General features: G+C 73.0%; 20 protein-coding genes. 7 read left to right on the top strand and 13 right to left on the bottom strand.

Features of this window, described 5'->3' with window-relative positions; genetic code table 11:
• Window positions 1–515: 515 nt before the first annotated feature.
• Window positions 516–1,667, top strand: a complete 1,152-nt coding sequence (gene hemW, locus E5N76_RS19075) for a radical SAM family heme chaperone HemW (RefSeq protein WP_149538913.1) — start codon at window positions 516–518, stop codon at window positions 1,665–1,667.
• Window positions 1,668–1,870: 203 nt separating this feature from the next.
• Here the strand turns inward: hemW and E5N76_RS19070 are convergent, their stop codons facing one another.
• The 11 genes from E5N76_RS19070 to E5N76_RS30610 all read right to left on the bottom strand — a co-directional run bounded on the left by E5N76_RS19070 (window position 1,871) and on the right by E5N76_RS30610 (window position 11,705).
• Window positions 1,871–3,364: a hypothetical protein gene (locus E5N76_RS19070; RefSeq protein WP_149538912.1), complete on the bottom strand. Its 1,494-nt coding sequence runs from the start codon at window positions 3,362–3,364 to the stop codon at window positions 1,871–1,873.
• Between the two features lie 263 nt (window positions 3,365–3,627).
• Window positions 3,628–4,344 (bottom strand): methyltransferase domain-containing protein, encoded by a 717-nt coding sequence (locus tag E5N76_RS19065; protein WP_149538911.1) that lies wholly within the window; start codon window positions 4,342–4,344, stop codon window positions 3,628–3,630.
• Complete coding sequence (locus E5N76_RS19060; protein ID WP_207792021.1) at window positions 4,335–5,318, bottom strand: glycosyltransferase family 2 protein; 984 nt, start codon at window positions 5,316–5,318, stop codon at window positions 4,335–4,337. The genes E5N76_RS19065 and E5N76_RS19060 overlap by 10 nt, the downstream gene beginning before the upstream one ends.
• Window positions 5,319–5,874: 556 nt before the next feature.
• Window positions 5,875–7,020, bottom strand: a complete 1,146-nt coding sequence (locus E5N76_RS19055) for a mandelate racemase/muconate lactonizing enzyme family protein (protein WP_149538909.1) — start codon at window positions 7,018–7,020, stop codon at window positions 5,875–5,877.
• A 219-nt stretch (window positions 7,021–7,239) separates the two neighbouring features.
• Window positions 7,240–8,604 (bottom strand): hypothetical protein, encoded by a 1,365-nt coding sequence (locus E5N76_RS19050; protein WP_149538908.1) that lies wholly within the window; start codon window positions 8,602–8,604, stop codon window positions 7,240–7,242.
• Entirely contained in the window at window positions 8,601–8,972 is a 372-nt protein-coding gene (locus E5N76_RS19045; protein ID WP_149538907.1) for a VOC family protein, read from the bottom strand. Before E5N76_RS19045 ends, E5N76_RS19050 begins: the two co-directional genes overlap by 4 nt.
• The gene (locus tag E5N76_RS19040; RefSeq protein ID WP_187830270.1) at window positions 8,969–9,430 is read right to left on the bottom strand and encodes a molybdenum cofactor biosynthesis protein MoaE; all 462 of its coding nucleotides are present in this window, start codon (window positions 9,428–9,430) and stop codon (window positions 8,969–8,971) included. Before E5N76_RS19040 ends, E5N76_RS19045 begins: the two co-directional genes overlap by 4 nt.
• Window positions 9,427–9,678 (bottom strand): molybdopterin converting factor subunit 1, encoded by a 252-nt coding sequence (gene moaD / locus E5N76_RS19035; protein ID WP_149538906.1) that lies wholly within the window; start codon window positions 9,676–9,678, stop codon window positions 9,427–9,429. The genes E5N76_RS19040 and moaD overlap by 4 nt, the downstream gene beginning before the upstream one ends.
• Window positions 9,679–9,684: 6 nt before the next feature.
• Window positions 9,685–10,350, bottom strand: a complete 666-nt coding sequence (locus E5N76_RS19030) for a hypothetical protein (RefSeq protein ID WP_149538905.1) — start codon at window positions 10,348–10,350, stop codon at window positions 9,685–9,687.
• 65 nt (window positions 10,351–10,415) lie between these two features.
• The gene (gene pgsA, locus E5N76_RS19025; RefSeq protein WP_149538904.1) at window positions 10,416–11,033 is read right to left on the bottom strand and encodes a CDP-diacylglycerol--glycerol-3-phosphate 3-phosphatidyltransferase; all 618 of its coding nucleotides are present in this window, start codon (window positions 11,031–11,033) and stop codon (window positions 10,416–10,418) included.
• Between the two features lie 393 nt (window positions 11,034–11,426).
• Window positions 11,427–11,705, bottom strand: coding sequence for a hypothetical protein (locus E5N76_RS30610; RefSeq protein ID WP_149538903.1), 279 nt, complete (start codon window positions 11,703–11,705; stop codon window positions 11,427–11,429).
• A gap of 75 nt (window positions 11,706–11,780) precedes the next feature.
• Here E5N76_RS30610 and E5N76_RS30605 point away from each other — a divergent pair, with 75 nt between their 5' ends.
• From E5N76_RS30605 to E5N76_RS19005, 3 genes are all read left to right on the top strand, one after another.
• Entirely contained in the window at window positions 11,781–12,302 is a 522-nt protein-coding gene (locus E5N76_RS30605; protein ID WP_149538902.1) for a hypothetical protein, read from the top strand.
• 13 nt (window positions 12,303–12,315) lie between these two features.
• Window positions 12,316–12,507 (top strand): hypothetical protein, encoded by a 192-nt coding sequence (locus tag E5N76_RS19010; protein WP_149538901.1) that lies wholly within the window; start codon window positions 12,316–12,318, stop codon window positions 12,505–12,507.
• A 331-nt stretch (window positions 12,508–12,838) separates the two neighbouring features.
• On the top strand, window positions 12,839–13,633 hold the full coding sequence (locus E5N76_RS19005) for an enoyl-CoA hydratase/isomerase family protein (protein WP_149538900.1): 795 nt from the start codon (window positions 12,839–12,841) through the stop codon (window positions 13,631–13,633).
• A gap of 236 nt (window positions 13,634–13,869) precedes the next feature.
• On the opposite strand, the gene E5N76_RS19000 is transcribed toward E5N76_RS19005, so the two are convergent.
• The gene (locus tag E5N76_RS19000; protein ID WP_149538899.1) at window positions 13,870–14,961 is read right to left on the bottom strand and encodes a TRAP transporter substrate-binding protein; all 1,092 of its coding nucleotides are present in this window, start codon (window positions 14,959–14,961) and stop codon (window positions 13,870–13,872) included.
• A 539-nt stretch (window positions 14,962–15,500) separates the two neighbouring features.
• On the bottom strand, window positions 15,501–16,136 hold the full coding sequence (locus tag E5N76_RS18995; RefSeq protein ID WP_149538898.1) for a DUF1275 family protein: 636 nt from the start codon (window positions 16,134–16,136) through the stop codon (window positions 15,501–15,503).
• A gap of 90 nt (window positions 16,137–16,226) precedes the next feature.
• Here E5N76_RS18995 and E5N76_RS18990 point away from each other — a divergent pair, with 90 nt between their 5' ends.
• The 3 genes from E5N76_RS18990 (at window position 16,227) to E5N76_RS18980 (ending at window position 20,562) form a co-directional block, all read left to right on the top strand.
• Window positions 16,227–17,303, top strand: a complete 1,077-nt coding sequence (locus tag E5N76_RS18990) for a TRAP transporter substrate-binding protein (protein ID WP_149538897.1) — start codon at window positions 16,227–16,229, stop codon at window positions 17,301–17,303.
• A 165-nt stretch (window positions 17,304–17,468) separates the two neighbouring features.
• The gene (locus E5N76_RS18985; RefSeq protein ID WP_149538896.1) at window positions 17,469–18,272 is read left to right on the top strand and encodes an undecaprenyl-diphosphate phosphatase; all 804 of its coding nucleotides are present in this window, start codon (window positions 17,469–17,471) and stop codon (window positions 18,270–18,272) included.
• Between the two features lie 328 nt (window positions 18,273–18,600).
• Entirely contained in the window at window positions 18,601–20,562 is a 1,962-nt protein-coding gene (locus E5N76_RS18980) for a PhoX family protein (RefSeq protein ID WP_149538895.1), read from the top strand.
• Window positions 20,563–20,771 lie beyond the last annotated feature (209 nt).

Here is a 20,771-nt window from a genome sequence, read left to right as displayed (position 1 = left end):
GCTGGAGCGGTTTCATCTCGCCTGTGCACGGTGAACCCGTTCGAGCTCTTTTGTTCTGTCGCATTTTCCGAGTCGTCCGGCGATTCCGCCGGACTTGGAAATGCTCTGGCACCACCAGCAGCCTCGCCGAGACCGTCAGCATCCCCAAGGTCGCCGCCATGCCTAGGGTGCGGAAGGCCATCACCTCCACCGCCCGGCTGATGTCGCAGCCATGCGCCAGCCGGCCCAGCAGCAGCGCCAGCCCCAGCGCACGCAGCGCTCAGCGGACCAGGCCCAGCCCTTCCAGCAGTGCCAGCAGCGGCGGGGCCAGCGGCACGTACTCCGCGCAATTCCCCTGCGTCCGCGCCGCCTGCTCCGCTGCCGGTGCGCGGCGCCCAGCAGCACCTCATGCCGCCCCCCGCGCCCGGATCACCCGCAGCGACAGCACCACCAGCGGCAGCGCCAGCGGCGCGGCATAGGGCGCGGTGACGGGCAGGGGCATGCTTCGGACCTCCGCCCCGCCTATATCACGCCGGATGGAGCCCCTCGCCCTCTACCTCCACTGGCCCTTCTGCAAGGTGAAGTGCCCCTATTGCGACTTCAACTCCCATGTCCGGGAGCGGATCGACGAGCCCCGCTTCGCCGCCGCCCTGCGGCGGGAGTTGGCGGCGGAGGCGGCGCGGGACGGACGCCGACCGCTCCGCAGCATCTTCTTCGGCGGCGGCACGCCGAGCCTGATGGCACCCGGGACCGCCGCCGCGCTGATCGCCGATGCGAAGCGCCTGTTCGACGCGCCGGACGATCTGGAAATCACCCTGGAAGCCAACCCCACCAGCGTGGAGGCGGCGAAGCTGCGGGAATTCCGCGCAGCGGGCGTGAACCGCCTCTCGCTGGGCATCCAGGCGCTGGACGGCGAGGCACTGCGCTTCCTCGGCCGGCAGCACAGCGCGGCGGAGGCGGTGGCGGCGCTGGAGGCCGGCCGCGCCACCTTCCCCCGCCTCTCCTTCGACCTGATCTATGCCCGGCCGAACCAAAGCGAGGCCGCCTGGCGCGCCGAATTGCGCCAGGCCCTGGCGCTGGCCGCCGACCACCTGTCACTCTACCAGCTCACCATCGAGCCGGGGACGCGCTTCGCCACCGAATATGCCCGCGGCGCCTTCGCCCTGCCGGGGGAGGAAGCAGCCGCGCGGCTTTACTGGGCGACGGTGGAGGAGGCGGGGCGCTTCGGCCTGCGCCCCTATGAGGTCTCCAACTACGCGAAGCCCGGCGCCGAGAGCCGGCACAACCTCACCTATTGGCGCTATGGCGACTATCTCGGCATCGGCCCCGGCGCGCATCAGCGGCTGACCTTGGGGGAGGGGCTATGGGCCGCCCGCCGCCACCGGGCGCCGGAGGAATGGCTGGCGCGGGTGGAGCGCGAGGGTCATGGGCGGGTGGAGGAGGAGGCGCTGGCGCCGGAAGACCGGGCGCGCGAGCTGCTGCTGATGGGGCTGCGGCTGGCCGAGGGTGTGGACCCGGCGCGGCTGCTGGCGCGCAGCGGCCTCAGCCTGGCGGAGGCGGTGGACCCCGCCATGCTCGCCGCCTGCCTGGATGAGGACTACCTGGAATGGACGGAGGACGGTCGGCTGCGCGCCACCGATGAGGGGCGGATGCGGCTGGACGCGATGCTGCCGGTGCTGCTGCGATAGGGGAAAATCGGGGCTCCGCCCCCGAACCCCGCCTGGGGCGCTGCCCCTGGACCGCCGGGGAGGGGACCTCTCCCCCGGACCCCGTGGGCGTTTTGGCCCCTACGCTTGAACCGCAAGACGCATATCGGGGTCCGGGGGTGGTCCACCCTGGCGGCGCTGCGGCCAAGGGACGGAGCCTCATTCCTGCTTGTGGGCGAAGCCCCCTACCTCGCCGCCCCGAAATGCCGCAGCGTGATCGCCGGCCCGAACGCGTACCGCTCCAGCACCGGCCGCGCCGCCTCCAGCGCCCGCCCCAGCGGCTCGCCGCCGCCATAGCGCTCCACCAGCCACAGCGAGGGCTCCCCCGCCAGCCCGGCCACCAGCCGCTCGACATCCGTGGCGGAGAGGCTGGGCACGGCCGGGCTGCCCAGCTCGTAGCGGTTGGGCAGCCCCATCGCCGGGTAGGGCGCCGGCACCGGCAGCAGCCGCCGCGGCAGGCCGGCGCGGTCCAGGTAATGCCGGATCGGCAATTCCACATCGTTCGGCGCCAGCAGCACCGGCTCCGCCGCCCCGGCCTGCTCGGCCAGGAGATGGGCGGCGCCGCGCCAATCCTCGGCCGGCCGCCAGAGGAAGCCGTGCGTCGCGCCCAGCAGGAAGACCGCGGCCACCAGCCCCGCCGGCGCTGCCCGCCAGGCGCCGCGGAACCCCAGCGCGCAGCCCATAGCCAGCAGCAGGTGGAGCGGCACCGTTGTCGCCAGCGCGGTCCGCAGCAGGAAGACCGGCGAGACGGCGATGCTGATGCCGATTCCCGCCAGCACCGGCCCCGCCGCAGCGGAGGCCAGCAGCGCCGCCCGCCACACCCCACCCTCGCCCCGCCGCAGCAGGCCGAGCAGCCCGAGCAGGGCCAGCCCGCAGAAGGCGGCCTGCAGCGCGAGCTGGGCTGTCGGGCCGGGCAAGGCGGAGCCAAGGCCGAACAGCTCCTCGATGATCGCCCGGGCGCGGGTGAGGGTGAGGGGCATCAGCCAGGTGCCCTGGATCCAGTCCCGGCTGCGGGCGATGGCGTGCAGCAAATTGGGCAGGATGCTCAGCAGCAGCAGGCAATTCGCCAGGACGAGCTGGCCGAGCACCCGCCAGCGCCCTGGATGCAGCAGGGCCCTGAGGCCGAGCGGCAGCATGACCGCGGCGACATAGACCGGGCCGATATTGTGCAGCCAGCAGGTGAGGCTGCCGGCCAACGCCAGCAGCAGCGCCTGGCGGCCGAGCGGCGGCCATGGTCCTGCCGCCTCCCAGGCCAGCAGCAGCCGGTGCGCGGCCAGGATCAGCAGGGCGTAGGCCAGGCAGAACAGCGCATAGGGCCGGGCTTCCTGGGCGTACCAGATCTGCGGCGCGGCCAGCGCCAGGAACAGCGCGGCGAGGCCCCCCGCCAGCCTGCCCGCCGCCGGCCGGTCAGCCAGAAATTCCCAGCCCAGCCGCCAGGCCAGGGGCAGCAGCGCCAGGCTGGCGAGCAGGGAGGGCAGGCGGAGCAGCACCTCCGCCTGGCCGAAGGCCAGCAGGGGGCGCAGCAGCGTGTAGTAGAGCGGCGGGTGCGGCTCGAAGCGCGGCACCACCTGCCAGAGGTAGTCGAGCGGGCGGGAGGCGAACCAGAGCGAGTAGGCCTCATCCAGCCAGAGCGAGGCGCCCAGGTTCCGCAGCCGGAACCCGAGGGCGAGCAGCAGCACCGCCGCGCCCAGGACCAGGGGCAGCGGGCCCGGACGGGGCGGATGCAGGCGCGGCGGCCCCAGGCGGGGCGAGGCGGGACCGCGCAAGGCGGGACCGGACGAGACGGGACCGGATACGCCGGGACTGGGCGAGGCGGGACCGGACACGCCGGGACCGGGCGAAGCCGGACCGGACGTGCCGGGGCTGGGCGAAGCAGGATCGGACGAGGCGTGACCGGGCAGGTCGCGGTGCGGCGAGGCGGGGCGCGGCGCCGCCATGCCGCTCACGGCTTCCGCGCCCGGAGAAAGATGCTGAGGCCGGCCAGCCGGTTATGCGGAAACAGCGGCAGCTCCACGGCGCAGAGCGCCCCGAGCACGCCATTCACCAGCGCGCCATGCCGCTGCATCTGGCTGCGCGCCTGGCGCGGATCCTCGCCGCGCAGCCGGCCGACCAGGCGCAGCCCGGCGGCCAGCGGCAGCACCGCGCCGAAGTAATAGGCGGCGCGCTCCACCTGCAGCCCCGCCGCGCGGGCCACGCCCTCGAGCTGCGGCAAGGTGTAGCGCCGGCGATGCTCGAGGAAGACGTCATGCCCGCTCCAGAGCCATTGGAAGGCCGGCACGGTGAGGACGAAGCAGGCGCCGGACCGCGCCTTGCCGACATAGGCGGCGAGCAGCCCGGTATCGTCGTCCACATGCTCCAGCACATCCATCAGCAGGACGAGGTCGGCCCCGGTCGCCGCCACCTCCCGGCGGAACAGCAGGGGCTTGCCGGCCACCTGCTCCTCGCGGTCCGCCGGGTAGCCGGGATCGACGCAGGTGCCGGTGACGGCCGGCGTCAGTTCCAGCAGCTTGCGGGAGAAATGGCCAGAGCCGGCGCCGACATCGAGCAGCGCGGCGGGGCGGAGATCGGCGGTCCAGCGGCGCAGCGCAGCGAGCTTCGCGCGGTAGTACCAATGCGCGTCGATGCCGTCGCCGAGGATCTCCTCCTCCTTCAGGTCCATGGCTGCGGCACCCCGGCGGCGAGGCGTGGGGCGTCGGGCACCGCCGGCGGCGGATATTCCTCGGCGATGATGTAGAGCGGCCGCTGCTTCGCTTCCTTGAACAGCCGGCCGAGATATTCCCCGATGATGCCGAGGCTGAGGATCTGCACCCCGCTGAGGAACAGCACCACCGCCATGAGGGAAGGGTAGCCCGGCAGGTCGATGCCGAGCACCAGGGTGCGCAGCACGATGAAGGCGGCGTAGAGGAAGGCGAAGAGGGCGATGACCGCGCCGACATAGGTCCAGACCCGCAGCGGCACGGTCGAGAAGCTGGTCACCCCCTGCAGGGCGAAATTCCACAGCTTCCAGGGCCGCCATTTGGTCCGGCCGGCAACCCGCGCCGGGCGCTCGAAGGGCAGGCCGATGGCGCGGAAGCCGATCCAGGCGAAGAGGCCCTTCATGAAGCGCTCGCGCTCCGGCAGCTGCGCCAGGGCGGCGACGACGCGGCGGTCCAGCAGGCGGAAATCGCCGGTATCCTGCGGCAGCCTGGTGTCCGAGAGCAGGTTGAAGAAGCGGTAGAACAGCCGCGCCGAATGCCGCTTCAGCGGATTGTCCGAGCGCCGGTCGGCGCGCACGCCATAGACCACGTCATAGCCCAGGCGCCATTGCTCGACGAAGCGCGGCACCAGCTCCAGCGGGTCCTGCAGATCCACATCCACCGGCACGGCGGCATCGCCGCGGGCATGGGCGAGGCCGGCAGTCAGCGCCGCCTCCTTGCCGAAATTGCGGGAGAAGGAGAGGACGCGGATGCGCGGGTCCGCCGCCGCCAGCCCGGCCAGCAGGGTCAGGGTGCCGTCGGTGGAGCCGTCATCGACGAAGAGGAGTTCGAGCCGCTGGCCGGTCCCGGCGAAGGCAAGGTCCACCGCCCGCAGGAAATGCGGGATGGCCTCCTCCTCATCCAGGACGGGGATGATGAAGGAGATGAGGCTATCCACTGGCCTTTCGCGGAGCGGGCGCCTGTCCTGCGGACCGTCATACATCCGGCACCCCCAACCCTGCCGCGTCCCCCGGGGGCGCTGCCATCGTCCACACGGATCGCTGAGAATTGAAGCTTGCTAACGCAGGCTTCGTCGCAATTCAACCCACAGGATCCATCTCTGAGACGATTCAGGAGATCGGCGGAAGGTCAGGGCCTGAGAAAAGCAGAATAAGACGGCGGATGCCGCCCGCCGGCGGCCGCGCCCCCGATCGGCGGGGGTGGCTTCGCCCCCGCCGGGGTGTACGCGAAGAAGGGGGAAAGGGTGCTGCTCGCCGGCGGCGACACCAGCCGTCCGCGGAGGGGTGGCTTCGCGTGCGCGAAGACAGGGGAAAGGGGGAACCGCCCGCCGGCGGCGATACCGCCGATCTGCGGGGGGCGCGCCGCCCCGCCGGGCGTGCGCGTTGGTGCCCCCGCATCACGCCGCGCGCTCCGCCTCCCCCGGCCAGCGCCGGGTCCGCAGCTTCGGCCGGCATGCTGGCCGGGCCCGGCCCCTGGCAGCGCGGACGCGCCGGTCAGGCCTCCCGGCAGCTCCTTGTGGCGATATGGCGCTCGAACATCGCCGGCTCCGGCAGCAGGCCGAGGCCGGGGCCTTCCGGCAGCGCCAGCCGTCCCGCCTCCAGCCGCAGCACCTGGTCCGTCAGCAGGCTGCGCAGCGGGTTGGGGTTGGCATCCATCTCCAGCAGCCCCGGGCCGCGCACCGCCGCCAGCAGATGCAGGGAGGCGAGCTGCCCCACCCCGCCGCCGAGGAAATGCGGGCAATAGGCGCGGCCGGAGGCCACCACCGCCCGCGCCACCGGCAGCGTCGCGGAGGCGCCGCCCCATTTGCCGCAATCCGGCTGCACGAAGCCCAGATGGCAGCCCGCCAGGGCCTGATGGAATTCCAGCGCGCCGCGGAGGTTCTCGCCGGCGGCCAGCGGCGCCCGGCTGGCGCCGGAGACCTGCGCCCATTCCCAGGCCGGGCGGTCGGCCGCCAGCGGCTCCTCGATCCAGGTCAGGGGGAATTCGCCCAGCACCCCCACCATGCGGGTGGCGCGGCGCAGCTCCCAGCCCTGGTTGATGTCCACCATCACCCGCTCCCCCTCCCGCAGCCCGGCGAAGACCGGGCGCAGGGTGGCGAGGTCGCGCTCCTCGCCGAAGCCGATCTTGATCTTGAAGGCGCGATGGCCGGCGGCGCGGGCCTCCTCCACCTGCGCCAGGGCCTGGGCGTCCGGGTTCAGGCCGCTGGCATAGGCGGGCACCGGGCCGCCATCGGTCCCGCCCCACCAGCGCCAGAGCGGCAGCCCGGCGCGGCGGGCGAGGAGGTCGTGCAGCGCCAGGTCGGCGCCGGCCAGGGCGGCGGAGAACGCCCCCGGCTCGCCGGCCTGCAGGCCCCAGAGATGCAGGGCGCGGTCGGTCTCCGCCCAGAAGCCGGCGGGGTCCGCAATCTGGCGGCCCAGCAGCCGGGGGGCGATGAAGGCGTCGAACAGCCGGGCGCGGTGCTCGGCGCTGATGGTGGGGAAATTGGCCCAGATCTCGCCCCAGCCGCTGACGCCATCGGCATCGGTGAGGCGGATGAAGACCGCCACGCGCTCCGCCATCGCGCCGAAGGCGTTCACCACCGGCGTGGCGATGGCGGCGCGGCAGACGAAGCTTTCGGCGCGGATGATGCGCGTGGCCATGGGGTTCCTCCCGGGGGTTTGTGCGGAGCGGTTGCAGCACTGGCGGTGGCGCCCGGCAAGGGGCCGAGAGGGGGGCTCCGCCCCCTCTCGGGCTCTCCCCGCCAAAGGCCGAAGGGCCTTTGGAAACCTTGGGTTTCAGACCCGACCGTCCAACCGCCGAACAAGCCGAACGCCAGCCAGGCGCCGAGCACGCTCTGCGGGGGGAGGGCCGGGGTGGCGTTACGGTTGTGGCGACGGTCGCGGCGTGGGTACGGCCGCCGCGCCACTCCCACCCGCACCCCCACCCCGACCCTCCCCCGCTCCGCGGGGGAGGGAGGGGGCGGCGACCAGCAGCAGCCACGCCATCCGCGCCTGGTAGCGGTCATGCGGGCCGGAAAGGGCGCCGGTGGCGGCGGCATTGGCCAGCAGGCCGAGCAGCACCAGCACCGCCAGCCCCCGCCCCACCCCCGCGCCGCGCCAGGCGACCCAGAGCGTCAGCCCCAGCCCCACCCCCAGCAGCGGCAGATGCGGCCAGAGGAACGGCGCCGCCGCCGCCGGCAGCTCTCCCCGCGCCTGCCGCCCGGCGGCGAAGCGCGCCTGCTCCGCCGGGGGGAAGCCAAGGGCGAGCTGCCGCCCCACGAAAAGGGCCAGATTCTCCGGCCCCAGCGTGTCCCCGACGCGCAGCAGCACAAGCTGCCGCGCGGCGTTGCGCAGGGCGGCCAGCAGCACCGCCCCCGGCTCCCGCAGCAGCGTCTCGCGCAGGATCGCCGTGGCCTCGGGCGCCAGGCTGATCGGCCCGCCGGGCCGGGCGCCATCCGTCCGCTTCCCCCAGACCGGGCCGTCGCCGGACCACAGGAAATCATCCGCATCCGCCGGCAGCCGCCCGGCCCAGGCGCAGAGATGCCAGCCCGCCCCTGGACAGCGCGCCATGATGGTGCGGGCGGCCGGGCCATCCGCCACCAGCCGCGCCAGGGCGAAGACCGTGCCATAGGGCGACAGCGCCAGCCGCCCCTGCGCCCAGAGATTGCTGCCCAGCAGCAGGCCCACCGCCAGCGCCACCGGCAGGGCGCAGCGCCCCGCCGCCCGCCAGCCGCGCAGCCCCAGCACCGCCACCAGCAGCGCCACGGCCAGCGGCAGGTGAGAGAGATGCGCCGCCACCGCCAGCACCGCCAGCGCCGCCACGCCCCAGTGCTCCGCGCGCCGCAGCGCCGCCCCGCCAAAGCCCAGCAGGAACATCGCCAGCACCAGCGCCGGGGCCAGCCAATCCGGCATCAGCGTGGCGGTGAACCAGGGTGCCGCGCTGCCCAGGGCCAGCAGGGCGCAGAGCGGCAGGTGCCACCCCGGCCGCCCCAGCACCCGCGCCGTCAGCCGCAGCAGCCAGGACAGCGCCAGGGCCTGCGCCGCCACCGGCCCCCACAGCGTCACCCGCCCATGGAACAGGTGCAGCGCCGGCCCGTAGATGAAAGGCTTGTCCCACACCGCCCAGCCCTGCACCGTCTGGGCCAGGAAGGCGCCGGTATCGCTGAAGAGCAGCGGATAGCCATTCAGCGCCGCGGGCCAGAGCAGCAGCGCCGCCCCGGCCGGAAGGGCGAGCGCGCCCTTCACCTGGCGGCGTAAAGCTCCACCACATTCCCCTCCGGGTCGGCGATGCGCAGCATGCGCGGCGGCGCGCCGGCCGGGCCCGGCGCATCCAGCACCGCGACCCGGGCGGTCAGCATGCGGCGGTGCCAGCGCTCCAGCTCGTCATCCGGCACGGGGAAGGCGAGCAGCGCCCCGGCATCGCCGCGCGGATGGGCGGGGAACAGCGCGTCGCCCCGCGCCCGCAGCACCAGCTCCACCCCGCCGAGGACGAAGCGCGGCGGGCCGTCCGTGCCGAGCGCCGGCTTCAGCCCGAGGATGCCGCCGAAGAAGGCCTGCTGCCGCCTTGGGTCGCGGCAGGCCAGCTCCAGCCGCGCCAGGGGGCCGAGCGTCATGCCCTGTCCCAGCGCGCGGCGGCCTCGTCGTCCTCCGCCTTGGCCGCCACCCAGCGCTCCCGCCCATCGGCGAATTCCTCGCGCTTCCAGAAGGGGGCGCGGGTCTTCAGCCAGTCGATCAGGAAGGCGCAGCTCTCGAGCGCCGCGGCGCGGTGGGAGGAGGCGGTGAGGACCAGCACGATCGGCGCCCCCGGCGGCAGCCGCCCGACCCGGTGGACGACGGTGCAGCCGGTGAGCGGCCAGCGCAGGCAGGCCTCGCCGGCGATCGCCGCGATCGCCCGCTCCGTCATGCCGGGATAGTGTTCCAGCACCAGCGCCGAAAGCCCGTCATCCGCCCGGCACAGCCCGAGGAAGCTGGCGAGGCCGCCGACATCCTCCCGCCCCGCGGTCAGCGCCGCCGTCTCCACCGCCAGGTCGAAGGGCGCTTCCTGGATGCGGATGGTGGGGGTCACGCTCATCCGCCGGTCACCGGGGGGAAGAAGGCCACCTCGTCGCCCGGGCCCACCGCCTGGTCCGGCGTGGCGAATTCCTGGTTCACCGCGGCGCGGATCGTCCTGGCATTGGCGAAGGCGGCGGCATGGCCCGGGCTCTGCGCCGCGAGCCAGGCGACGAGGCCGGCGACGTCCCGCACCTCGGCGGGGGGCGCCACCTCCTCCTCCGCCCGTCCCACCTTCTGCCGTACCCAGGCGAAATAGAGCACGCGCATCGGGGCCTACCGCGGCTGCACCACCGTCTGGGGGCCGTTCGGGGTGGCGAGGGTGACGAAATTGCCGTCCCGCACCGCGACGCCGGTGCCGTCCGGGCCATTGACGCTCTGCACCCGGTCGGTGCCGCCGCTGGTGGCGTAGGGGCCCCGCGGCGTCTGGATCACCTGGCCGGCATCGGTGCGCGGGCCGGGGCCGGTGATGGGCGGCGGCGGTGGGGCGGGCACCAGGGGCTGCAGGTTGAGGTCGGCCGGGGCCGGGCGCACCGGCGGCGGATCCTGCGGCTGCCAGTCGGAACGGCCGGCGGGGGCGGACATGCGGTCCAGTTCGCCCGGGCGGTAGGTGGGGATGTTGCGCAGCGCCGCATCCGGATTGGCGAGGGTGGCGCGCGGCGCCTCCCCGGCCGGCCAGACATTGCCCTGTTCGGTCTGGAGGGAGGCGGTGGGGGCGGCGACGCCGCGCACCCGGTCGATGGTGGCGCCTTCGCCCGGCGGCGTCACCCGCATGCTGCCCCAAGGGGCGCCGACCGCCGCGCCGGCCTGGGTGATGCCGTCGGTCACCGCATAGCCGCCGCTCTCCACCCGGGAACAGGCCCCGAGCGCGAGCGCCGCGGCCAGCGCCGCCCCGGCGGGGGCCTTCCACCCGTGCTTGCCCCATCCCTGCTTGCGTTGCATGGCGAACTCCTGGAACCCGGAAACGCCCGGGATTGGTCGGAAGATGCGTCCGCGGCCGGGACGTCTCAAGGGCGGACCGCCGGCCCGGGGGCGCGGGTGCGGCTGCCATCCTCCGCCTCGGCATGGCGCAGCCCGGCGGTGAGGTAGTCCCAGCCGGTGACCAGGGTGAGGGCGGCGGCGGTCCAGAGCATCGCCTCCCCGATCACGGAGACGGGGAGGAAGCCGAGGCCGAGCACCCGGGCGCCGCTGTCCCCGGCCAGCAGGGTGCCGAGGGCGCCCATCTGGAAGCCGGTCTTCCACTTGGCGAGCGGCGTGACCGGCAGCCCGACCCGGAGCTGGGCGAGGTATTCGCGCAGGCCGGAGACCAGGATTTCCCTGAGCAGGATGAGGATGGCGGGGTAGAGGGCGAGGCCGCCGCCCAGCCGGTCGAACCCCGCCAGCAGCATGAGGGCGGCGCCGACCAGTAGCTTGTCCGCGATGGGGTCCAGCATGCGGCCGAAGCCGGAGACGGCATCGCGCTGGCGGGCGATCTTGCCGTCGAAATAATCCGTGATGGCGGCGGCGGAGAAGACGGCGCAGGCGGCGAGATCGGCCCAGGGCAGGCGCAGCGCCACCATCACCACCAGCAGCGGGATGGCGGCGATGCGGGAAAGCGTCAGCAGGTTGGGCAGGTCGGTCGGCATGGCGCGGCGGCAGTCATGGCCGAGGTGCCGCGGCGGGGCAAGGGTGCGTGCGCGGGGCAGGGGTGGCGGGGCGGGAGGGAAGGGGCCTGGTGGCCCGCTTCCGCAGTCCTGCGGATTTCGGTCTCGGGCCACTGGCTTGTGTTTTCAGTGGCCTGCCTGTCCGCTGCGTTCGCTGGAAATCCAGCGAACTTCGCGGGCAGGACACTAGCGGTTTCACGCTGACTGTGCAGCGCGAAACCGCTCTAGCTTATGGATTGTAGAGCAGCTTCACGCCTCCGGGCGATACCGCCCTCCGGCGATCTGCTCTAGAGCGGGATCGGCTGAGCTGCGCTCACCCGCCCCGCTCTAGCCCTTTGTTCGGTCGCGTGATTCACGGTTTCGGTCGATTCGACCTCAACCGATCACGGCCCAGCCGGCGAGGAAATCCAGATCCGCGCCGCCATAGAGCGTGTCGTCGCCCGCCCCGCCGAGGAGGCTGTCCGCGCCTTCGAAGCCGATCAGCAGGTTGGCGCCGGCATTGCCGGTGATGACGTTGTCCTTCTCGTTGCCGGCGGCATGGGCATCGCCGGCGGCGGCGGCCAGCCGGAGGTCCTCGACATTCTCGGGAAGCCGGAAGCTGGCGGCGGCGATGACGAGGTCGTGGTCGTAGAAGACCTGGAAGAAGGTATCCACGGCGACGCGCGAATCTGCACTTGCGACGCATTCGCAAATTAGCCTATCCCAGATGGGCCACAGCGGAGCCGTCCCATGGGCCGAATCCTCACCTTCGCCCCCCGCATCCTGCGCCAGGAGCCGCCCACCACCGCCGATCTCCGGCCCGCGGAGTCCATCCTGCTGCTCGCCCTGCGCTGGTGGGTGGCGGATCTGCGCGGCGGCGGCGACCCTACCGGCAGGCTGCGCCACGCTCTGGCCATGGCCGCCCTGCCCGGCCCCACCGCCGATGCGCTGGACGGCTTCATGCGGCAGGTCGCCCGCGGCGCCCGCCGGCAGATCGACGTCCACGCCCCGCGCTGCCCCTGCCTCGGCGCCGATGAGGCGCAGCTCCTGCGCGCCGCCCGCCTCGCCCAGCTCGGCGAGGCCACCGCCGCCGCCGGCTGCCTCGGCGAGGGCATGCTGCGGCCGGAGGCGGCGCCGGAGGCGGCGGAGGCGCTCTCCGGCCTCGGCGCCCTCTTCGCCTCGGCCGGGCTGCGCTTCACCGCCCTGGCGCCGCAGCCCCCGGCGTCCGAGCCGGAGGGCTGGCGCCTGCCGCCCTGGACCGTGCTGCACTGATAGGGAGGCGCGGATGGAACGGCATCATTCCCTGGGCGTCACGACGCTGGTGACGCTGATGGCGCTGGACCGGCTGTCGGCGCGGCCCGAGGCGGGGGCGAAGCGGCCGGATCAGGCCGGGCCGGCCAAGCCGGCGGTGGCGGCGGAGCGGCCGGCCATGCAGCCCAACCGGCGGCGGCGCCCGGTGGCCAAGGCCTCCGCCTGAGAGACCGGAGCCTGGCCGCCCGAGCATGCGATCAGGCCGATAGCCGGTGCGCGAGGCGGGGGCGAAGGCGGAGGCCGCGCCCCTGGGGGCGCGCCCGCGGGCGGGGCGGGCGGCGCCGGCACCGCGACGCTGGCCGGGCGGAGGGGTGCTCTTCCGGCCGGGGGCGTTCCGCGGCATCCTCCCCGGCCAGGGCAGCCCCGGCCCGGCTGGAACGCATCGCCCAGCCAGGCCGGGGCCGCCCCGGATGTCATGTTTCTGGAGCACGGCTTCACGCTGACCGGGTCCGGCCAGTGGGAACCCGCTCCGGGCAACGCAGCGGGAGGACGGCCGGATGGCCCCAGCATTCACCAGCATCGGCACCAGCACGGAGGGCGCCGTCGCGGTCGTCGAGATCCGGCGGCCGCCGCATAATTTCTTCGACACCCCGCTGATCCGCGAAATCGCCACCGCCTTCGACGCCGCCGATGCCGACCCCGCCATCCGCGCCGTGCTGCTCTGCGCGGAGGGCAAATCCTTCTGCGCCGGCGCCAATTTCGCGAATCGGCGGGATGACGGGACGGAGGAAGGCCAGGTGCCGGTCGGCGGGCCGGTGCAGCACCTCTACAAGGAAGCGGTGCGGCTGTTCCGCACGAAGAAGCCGATCGTCGCGGCGGTGCAGGGGCCGGCGATCGGCGGCGGGCTCGGCCTGGCCTGCGTCGCGGATTTCCGCGTGGCGGCGCCGGAGGCGCGGTTCAGCGCCAATTTCACCCGGCTCGGCTTCCACCCCGGCTTCGGCCTGACGGAGACGCTGCCGCGGCTGGTGGGCCAGCAGCAGGCGGCGCTGATGTTCTATACGGGGCGCCGGATCAATGGCGAGGAGGCGGTGCGCATCGGCCTGGCGGAGCTGCTGGCGCCGCTGGAGCAATTGCGGATCGTGGCCATGGATCTGGCGCGGGAGATCGCCGATTCCTCCCCGCTCGGCGTCATGGCGACGCGGGAGACGCTGCGCCGCGGCCTGGCCGATGCGGTGGAGCGGGCGACGGAGCGCGAGCTCGTGGAGCAGGACTGGCTGCGCAAGACGGCGGATTTCCGCGAGGGCGTGAAGGCGACGGCGGAACGGCGGCCGGCGAACTGGCAGGGGCGGTAGGCGTAGGGGGGTCCACCCCCACCCTAGAGCGTCTTCACGCTGACTGCGCAGCGTGAAGACGCTCTATCTTATTGATGGTAGAGCAGATTCACGCCTCCGGGCGATTCCGCCCTCCGGCGATCTGCTCTAGCCCTCCCCCGCCAGCGGGGGAGGGAACCGCGCTTCTCCCTCGCCCGCTGGCAGGGGAGGGTTGGGGTGGGGGTGCGAGACGGTGGTGGGGGTGCGAGACGGCGCCCCTACCGCTGCACCGACATCGCCGCGAGGAAATTCGCCAGGGGGTCCTCCGCCACCCGGAACCACTGGGTCTGCTCCAGCCGGAACTTGTCCCAATGCTCATGGATCCGCTTGAAGCGCGGATTCGCCTCGCCGATTTCCACATACAGATCCTGCGCCGCGCGATACAGCGCCGTCAGCACCTCCCGCGGATAGGCGCGGAGCTGCGCCCCCTGCGCCACCAGCCGGCGCAGCGCCGGCGGGTTCAGCACGTCGTACTTCGCCACCGTCGCGTTCCAGGCCTCGGCCCCCGCCGTCTCCAGCATGGCCTGGTAGGCGGGCGGCAGCGCTTCCCAGGCGCGGAGATTGACCATGAGGTCGTTGGACGGCGCCACTTCCTGGAAGCCCGGATAGTAGTAGTACCGGGCCACCCGGACGAAGCCGAGCTTCTCGTCGTCATAGGGCCCGATATATTCGGCGGCGTCGATCACCCCGCGCTCCAGCGCCGGGTAGATGTCGTTCGGCGCGATCTGCTGCGGCACGGTGCCGAGGCGCTGCATCACCGCCCCGCCCACCCCGGCGATACGGAATTTCAGCCCCTTCAGGTCATCGACCGAGCGGATCTCCTTGCGGAACCAGCCGCCCATCTGCGCCCCGGTCTGGCCGGCGGGGATGGCATGGACGTTGTGGTCGTTGAACACCGGCTTCAACTGTTCCCGCCCGCCGCCGTAATGCAGCCAGGCGAACATGGTGCGGCTGACCATGCCCATGGGCAGGGCGCCGGTGAGCGCCAGCGCCGGATCCTTGCCGAAATAGTAGATGCCGGAGGTGAAGCCGCACTCCACCGAGCCCTGGCTGACCGCATCCAGGATCTGCAACCCGGGCACCACCTCTCCGGGGCCGGAGACGGTGATCTCGAAGGCGCCGTCCGACATCTCCCGCACCCGCCGGGCGACGATCTCGGCGGCGCTGTAGAGGGTCTCGATCGTCTTCGGGAAGCTGTTCGGGCAGCGCCAGCGGATGCGGGGCTGGGCGCCGGCCAGGTAGGGGGTGGCCAAGGGGCCAGCGATGGCTGCGCCGGCGGCGCCGCCGGCAAGGAGCCTGCGTCGGTTCATGGGGTACGGTTCCTCCTGGCGCCGCTGCGGGCGCGTGGTGCCAGCCTGCGGGAGGTCGGCCCGGAACCGCAACCCCTATCGTTGCCATCGCTACGGGACGCCGCGCCGCACGGCGCGGCCATCGGCGGTGCGGCGCCCCCCGGCCTGGCGCCACCCGGCCGCACCAGCGCCGGTGCGGCGCCTTAACCCTGCCGCCGCGCCGCCACCGACGCGGCGTCCCGACCCCACCGCCGGCGCGGTATTCTGATCCTGCTGCCGGTCCGCGACCAACGCGCCGGCCTAGTCCTCCCGCCGGCCCGCCACCAGCGCGGGCGCCCCTGGAGCGGGGCGGGCGAGCGAGGCTCAACCGATCCCGCGCTGGTCTCCTGCCTGCGAAGTTGGCTGGATTTCCGGCGAACGCCGCGGAGAAGCAAGCCACTGAAAACACAAGCCAGTGGTCCGGGAACGAAGTCCGCAGGACTGCGGAATCGGGACACCAGTCCTTATGCTTGGTCACATTTTCCGAGTCGTCCGGCGATTCCACCGGACTTGAAAATACTCTAGCCGCGCCGCCACCGCGCCAGCCCGGCCACCAGCGCGGCCAGCGCCGCCGCCAGGGCCGGCACCGCCACCGCCTGCTGCCCCACCCGCGCCTCCAGCACCGCGCCCAGCGCCGCCCCGCCCACCAGCGCGGCCCAGGCCGCCAATTGGCTGGCCCAGGCGGCATGCGGCCCGGCCCCGGCCAGGGCGGCGACGAAGGCCTCCGCGAAGCGGGTCAGCGCTCCGGTGACGAAGGTGATGCCGCCGACGCCGGGAATGGCGAGATTCAGCGCCCCCATCGCCGCCACCATGGCCCAGGCGGCGAGGGGCAGCGTCGCGTGCTCCGCCCAGGGCAGCCGCCAGGCGGCCAGCAGCAGAGCCGCGACCAGCGCCAGCACCGCCGGGCCGCGCCACCCCCCGGCCAGCCTGCCCACCGCCGCCCCGGCCAGCGCCCCCAGCGCGAAGAGCAGCACCACCAGGCCGAGCGCCGCCGCCCGCTCCGCCTCGCCCCCCGCCAGCGCCAGGCCGAACAGCGTGCTGGTGCCGCTCATGAAGCTCACGAACAGCTCTCGCAGCCGCAGCCAGCCGATGGCATCGACGCAACCGCCGATCGCCACCAGCGGCACCGCCAGCCAGGGCCGCCAGCCCGCCCCCATCACAACCCCCCCTTGGCCCCTTTCGGCAACGGGTCTTTCACCGCCGCGCAATCCGGATTACATGCCGGCGATTTTGTCGAGGAGCCAGTCATGAACCGCCGCCTGCTGCTGGGCGCCGCCCCGGCCGCACTTGCCACGCCCGCGCTGGCGCAATCCGGCCCGGAAGTGCGCTGGCGCATGTCCTCCGCCTTCCCGCGCAACCTCGACGTGTTGTTCGGCACCGGCGAGAAGATCGCGCAGCGCGTGGCGCAGCTCACCGAGAACCGCTTCCAGATCCGCTTCTTCCCCGCCGGCGAGGTGGTGCCCGGCCCGCAGGTGCTGGATGCGGTGCAGTCCGGCTCGCTCGAGGGCGGGCATGCGCCGCTCTACTACTTCTCCGGCAAGGACCTGGCGCTGAACTTCTTCACCGCCGTGCCCTTCGGGCTGAACGCCCGGCAGAACATGGCCTGGCTGCAATATGGCGGCGGCGGCGCGCTCTGCAACGAGCTGCTGGGCGAGTTCAATTGCATCGGCTTCCCCGCCGGCGACACCGGGGCGCAGATGGGCGGCTGGTTCAGGAACGAGGTGAAGGGCCTCGACGATCTGAAGGGGCTGAAATTCCGCACCCCGGGCCTGAACGGCCAGCTCTTCGCCCGGCTGGGCGCGGTGCCGCAGGCGATCGCGCCGGCCGACATCTACCCCTCGCTGGAGCGCGGCGCGCTGGACGCAGTGGAGTTCGTCGGCCCGCATGACGACGAGAAGCTCGGCTTCGTCCGGGTCGCCCGCTACTACTACTATCCCGGCTTCTGGGAGGCCGGCGCTCACCTCCACCTCATCGCGAACAAGGACGCCTTCAACCGGCTGCCGGAGCTGTACAAGACGGCGCTCGAAGTGGCCTCCGGCGAGGCCAATGCCAACATGCTGGCACAGTACGACCACCTGAACCCGCAGGCGCTGCGGCGGCTGGTCGCGGCCGGCGCCGTGCTGCGCCCCTGGCCGCGCGACATCCTGCAGGCCGCCTGGCGCGAAGCGCATGGCATGTATGAGCAGCTCAGCAGCCAGAATGAGCGGTTCAAGCGGGTCTGGACCGCCTATCGGGCCTATCGCGACGAGGAGTACCAGTGGTTCCGGGTGGCGGAGAGCAGCTTCGACAATTTTGCGTTCCCGGCGGCCGCACAACAGCGTTGAGAGGGGCTCAGCCCCTCCCGAACTCTCCCCGCCAAAGGCCGAAGGGCCTTTGGAAGGCTTGAGCCTGGGCCTGCACGCGGCAACAGCCGCCCGCATTCGCCCGGCACTCGCGGCCTCCGGCGGGCGCCTGTATAGCGTCCGCGCGCATCGGAGCCGAACGCCGCAATGTCCTTCGCCGATCTGCTCTCCGCCCTCGCCATGGGGGTGCTGGAGGGGCTGACCGAATTCCTGCCCATCTCCTCCACCGGCCATCTCATCCTCCTCGGGGAGCTGATCGGCTTCCACGGACCGCCCGGAAAGGTCTTCGAGATCTCCATCCAGCTCGGCGCCATCCTCGCCGTGGTGGTGGTATTCTGGCGAACGCTGCTGGACCTGGCGCTGCGCTTCTGGCGGCCGGGACGGGAGCGCTTCTACGTGACCAACCTGCTGCTGGCCTTCCTGCCGGCCATGCTGATCGGCGCCACGCTGCACGAGACCATCACCGGCGTGCTGTTCAGCCCCTGGGTGGTCTCCTTCGCCCTCATCATCGGCGGCGTCGTCATCATCCTCCTCGAAAGGCTGCGGCCGGCGCCGAACATCCACTCCGTGCCGGAGATCGGGCCGCTGACGGCGCTGCTGGTGGGCTTCGGCCAGGCGCTGGCGATGATTCCCGGCACCTCGCGCTCCGGCGCCACCATCATCACCGCGCTGCTGCTGGGCGTGGACCGGCGGACGGCGGCGGAGTTCAGCTTCGTCCTCGCCATCCCCACCATGCTGGCGGCCAGCGCCTATTCCCTGCTGAAGGTGCGGCACGAATTGGCGCTGGAGGGCCTTGGCCAGATCGCGGTGGGCTTCGTCGCCGCCTTCATCGTGGCGCTGGTGACGGTGCGCTGGGTGCTCTCCGCCATCACCCGCATCGGCTTCACGCCCTTCGGCTGGTACCGCATTGCCCTGGGCGCCGTGATGCTGGTGTTCCTGCTGTTGCGCTGAGCGCGGAAGCCTCGAGGCGGGGTCGGACTCACGGCCGGCCCCGGGGAGACCTGCCTTTCCCGACGGCGGCTGGCGGCGCCGCCGCCAACGGGGCAGCGCCCTTGCCGGGGTTGGTGCCGGAGCGCGCCCGGCCGCCCGGCTGCGGCGCGACCCGGCGGGCCGGCCGGTGCCGGCGACGCCATGCGTCGCGCTTGCCGCGGCCCCGCCGGAGGCGGTCACGCCACGATCACGCCCAGGGCATCGATCCTTCCGCAGCGTCATCGCTTCGACACACACGCGGCAGGGCCGCTTGTGTAGCCTGCGCCACCCCTGGTCAGGAGGCATAGGCATGGCGTGCGATGACCCCGAGGCGCTCGAGGATCTCGGCCGCAGCAACCCAGCGCCCGGCACCACCCTTGGCGCGATGATCGAAGCCCGGCTCTCCCGCCGCTTCGCCCTGCTGGCCGGCGCCGCGGCGCTGCTGGCGGGCGGGGCGGAGGGCAGCGCGGCGGCGCCCGTCGCGCATTCCTCCGGCAATACGCCGGGCGCCGGCCCCTCCACCCTCACCTTCCCGGAACTCCGCCACCAGCTCGCCGAGGGCGATGCGGTGGCGGAGGGGCACCGCATCCAGGTGCTGCTGCGCTGGGGCGACCCCATCCTGGCCGAGGCCCCGGATTTCGACGCGGGGCGCCAGAGCGTCGAGGCCCAGTCCCGGCAATTCGGCTACAACAACGACTTCCTGAACTTCTTCCCCCTGCCGCGCGGCAGCCGCGCCAGCGACCACGGGCTGCTGGTGGTGAACCACGAATATACCGGCGCGGCGCAGATGTTCCCCGGCCTCGGCGGCGGCAGCGCCAATGCGCGGCGGCAGCGCGTCTCCGCCGAGCAGGCGCGGATCGAGATGGCGGCGCATGGCGGCAGCGTGGTGGAGGTGCGGCGCGAGGGCGCCGACTGGCACTATGTGAAGGACAGCCGCTACAACCGCCGCATCACGGCGATGACGCCGATCCGCCTTTCCGGCCCCGCCGCCGGGCATGCGAAGATGCAGACCAGCGCCGACCCCACCGGCCGCCAGGTGCTGGGCATGCTGAACAATTGCGCCGGCGGCGACACCCCCTGGGGCACGGTGCTGACCTGCGAGGAGAACACCAACTACTATTTCGGCGGCGCGGCGGCGGAGAGCGGCCCGCAGGCGGCGCATTACAAGCGCTACGGCATCGGCCGCGAAGCGGCGTGGTCCTGGCCGAAGCATGAGGCGCGCTTCAACCTGGACCGGGAGCCGAACGAGCCGAACCGCTTCGGCTGGGTGGTGGAATACGACCCCTACGACCCGACCAGCATGCCGGTGAAGCGCACCGCCCTCGGCCGCTTCAAGCATGAGGGCTGCACCCATGCGGTCTGCCCGGATGGCCGCGTCGCCTTCTATTCCGGCGATGACGAGCGCTTCGAGTACCTCTACAAATTCGTCACCAACCGCCCCTTCGTGCCGAATGATCCCGCGGCCAATCGCGACCTGCTGGATGGCGGCGTGCTGCATGTCGCGCGGTTCGAGGCGAATGGCACGCTGCGCTGGCTGCGCCTGGTGCAGGGCGAGGGTCCGCTGACGCCGGAGAACGGCTTCCACAGCCAGGCGGATGTGGTGATCGAGGCGCGGCGGGCCGGCGACCTGGTGGGCGCCACGCCGATGGACCGGCCGGAGGATGTGGAGACCAACCGCGCCAATGGCCGGGTCTATGTGATGCTGACCAATAATTCGCGGCGCACGGCGGAGCAGGTGAACGCCGCCAATCCGCGGCCGCGCAACCTGCATGGCCATGTGGTGGAGATCATCCCGCCCGGCGCCGGCACGGAAGCGGTGGACCATGCGGCGGCGGAGGCGCGCTGGGGCATCTTCCTGGCCGCTGGCAAGCCGGGGGTGGATGCGGGCGCGCAGTACCACCGCGCCACCAGCGAGAATGGCTGGCTCTCCTGCCCCGATAATTGCGCCTTCGACAGCAAGGGGCGCATCTGGATCGCGACCGATGGCGCGGATGACGCGGCGGGCATCGCCGATGGGCTGTACGCCGCGGATACCGACGGCGCCGGCCGGGCGCTGACGCGCTGCTTCTACCAGGCGCCGGTGGGCGCCGAGGTCTGCGGGCCCTGCTTCACGCCGGACGACACCACCGTCTTCCTCTCCATCCAGCATCCGGGGGAGGGGGAGGCGAGCTACGAACAGCCGACCACCCGCTGGCCGGATTTCGATGAGGGGATGCCGCCGCGGCCCTCGGTGATCGCCATTACGAAGATCGGCGGCGGGCCGGTGGGGTGAAGATCGGGGGGCGAGGGCTCTGCCCGCTGGTGGCAGCGCCGCCCCCCACCGCGGCGTGAGCTTCAGCCCCGGGGGTGGGGCCTGCGAGCGCAGACGACAAGGCTCAACCGCCGGACAGGTCCCGGTCCCGGGCAGCACGGGATTCCGCCAGCAGCGCCGCGGCGGTGTCCGAGCCACGGCTGTCGCTGACAGCATAATGCCGGCAGGCC

This window comes from Siccirubricoccus phaeus, assembly GCF_008360935.1.
GTDB lineage: Bacteria > Pseudomonadota > Alphaproteobacteria > Acetobacterales > Acetobacteraceae > Siccirubricoccus > Siccirubricoccus phaeus.
Note: the sequence above shows the minus strand (reverse complement) of the source record. Positions and strands in the feature narration are given on the sequence as shown.

Bases quoted from the DNA above. Each gene is read 5' to 3' on its own strand.
- hemW (WP_149538913.1), top strand. From the start codon at position 516: ATGGAGCCCCTCGCCCTCTACCTCCACTGGCCCTTCTGCAAGGTGAAG.
- E5N76_RS19065 (WP_149538911.1), bottom strand. From the start codon at position 4,344: ATGGACCTGAAGGAGGAGGAGATCCTCGGCGACGGCATCGACGCGCAT.
- E5N76_RS19055 (WP_149538909.1), bottom strand. From the start codon at position 7,020: ATGGCCACGCGCATCATCCGCGCCGAAAGCTTCGTCTGCCGCGCCGCC.
- E5N76_RS19045 (WP_149538907.1), bottom strand. From the start codon at position 8,972: ATGACGCTCGGCCCCCTGGCGCGGCTGGAGCTGGCCTGCCGCGACCCA.
- E5N76_RS19040 (WP_187830270.1), bottom strand. From the start codon at position 9,430: ATGAGCGTGACCCCCACCATCCGCATCCAGGAAGCGCCCTTCGACCTG.
- moaD (WP_149538906.1), bottom strand. From the start codon at position 9,678: ATGCGCGTGCTCTATTTCGCCTGGGTACGGCAGAAGGTGGGACGGGCG.
- E5N76_RS19030 (WP_149538905.1), bottom strand. From the start codon at position 10,350: ATGCAACGCAAGCAGGGATGGGGCAAGCACGGGTGGAAGGCCCCCGCC.
- pgsA (WP_149538904.1), bottom strand. From the start codon at position 11,033: ATGCCGACCGACCTGCCCAACCTGCTGACGCTTTCCCGCATCGCCGCC.
- E5N76_RS30605 (WP_149538902.1), top strand. From the start codon at position 11,781: ATGGGCCGAATCCTCACCTTCGCCCCCCGCATCCTGCGCCAGGAGCCG.
- E5N76_RS19010 (WP_149538901.1), top strand. From the start codon at position 12,316: ATGGAACGGCATCATTCCCTGGGCGTCACGACGCTGGTGACGCTGATG.
- E5N76_RS19005 (WP_149538900.1), top strand. From the start codon at position 12,839: ATGGCCCCAGCATTCACCAGCATCGGCACCAGCACGGAGGGCGCCGTC.
- E5N76_RS19000 (WP_149538899.1), bottom strand. From the start codon at position 14,961: ATGAACCGACGCAGGCTCCTTGCCGGCGGCGCCGCCGGCGCAGCCATC.
- E5N76_RS18995 (WP_149538898.1), bottom strand. From the start codon at position 16,136: ATGGGGGCGGGCTGGCGGCCCTGGCTGGCGGTGCCGCTGGTGGCGATC.
- E5N76_RS18990 (WP_149538897.1), top strand. From the start codon at position 16,227: ATGAACCGCCGCCTGCTGCTGGGCGCCGCCCCGGCCGCACTTGCCACG.
- E5N76_RS18985 (WP_149538896.1), top strand. From the start codon at position 17,469: ATGTCCTTCGCCGATCTGCTCTCCGCCCTCGCCATGGGGGTGCTGGAG.
- E5N76_RS18980 (WP_149538895.1), top strand. From the start codon at position 18,601: ATGGCGTGCGATGACCCCGAGGCGCTCGAGGATCTCGGCCGCAGCAAC.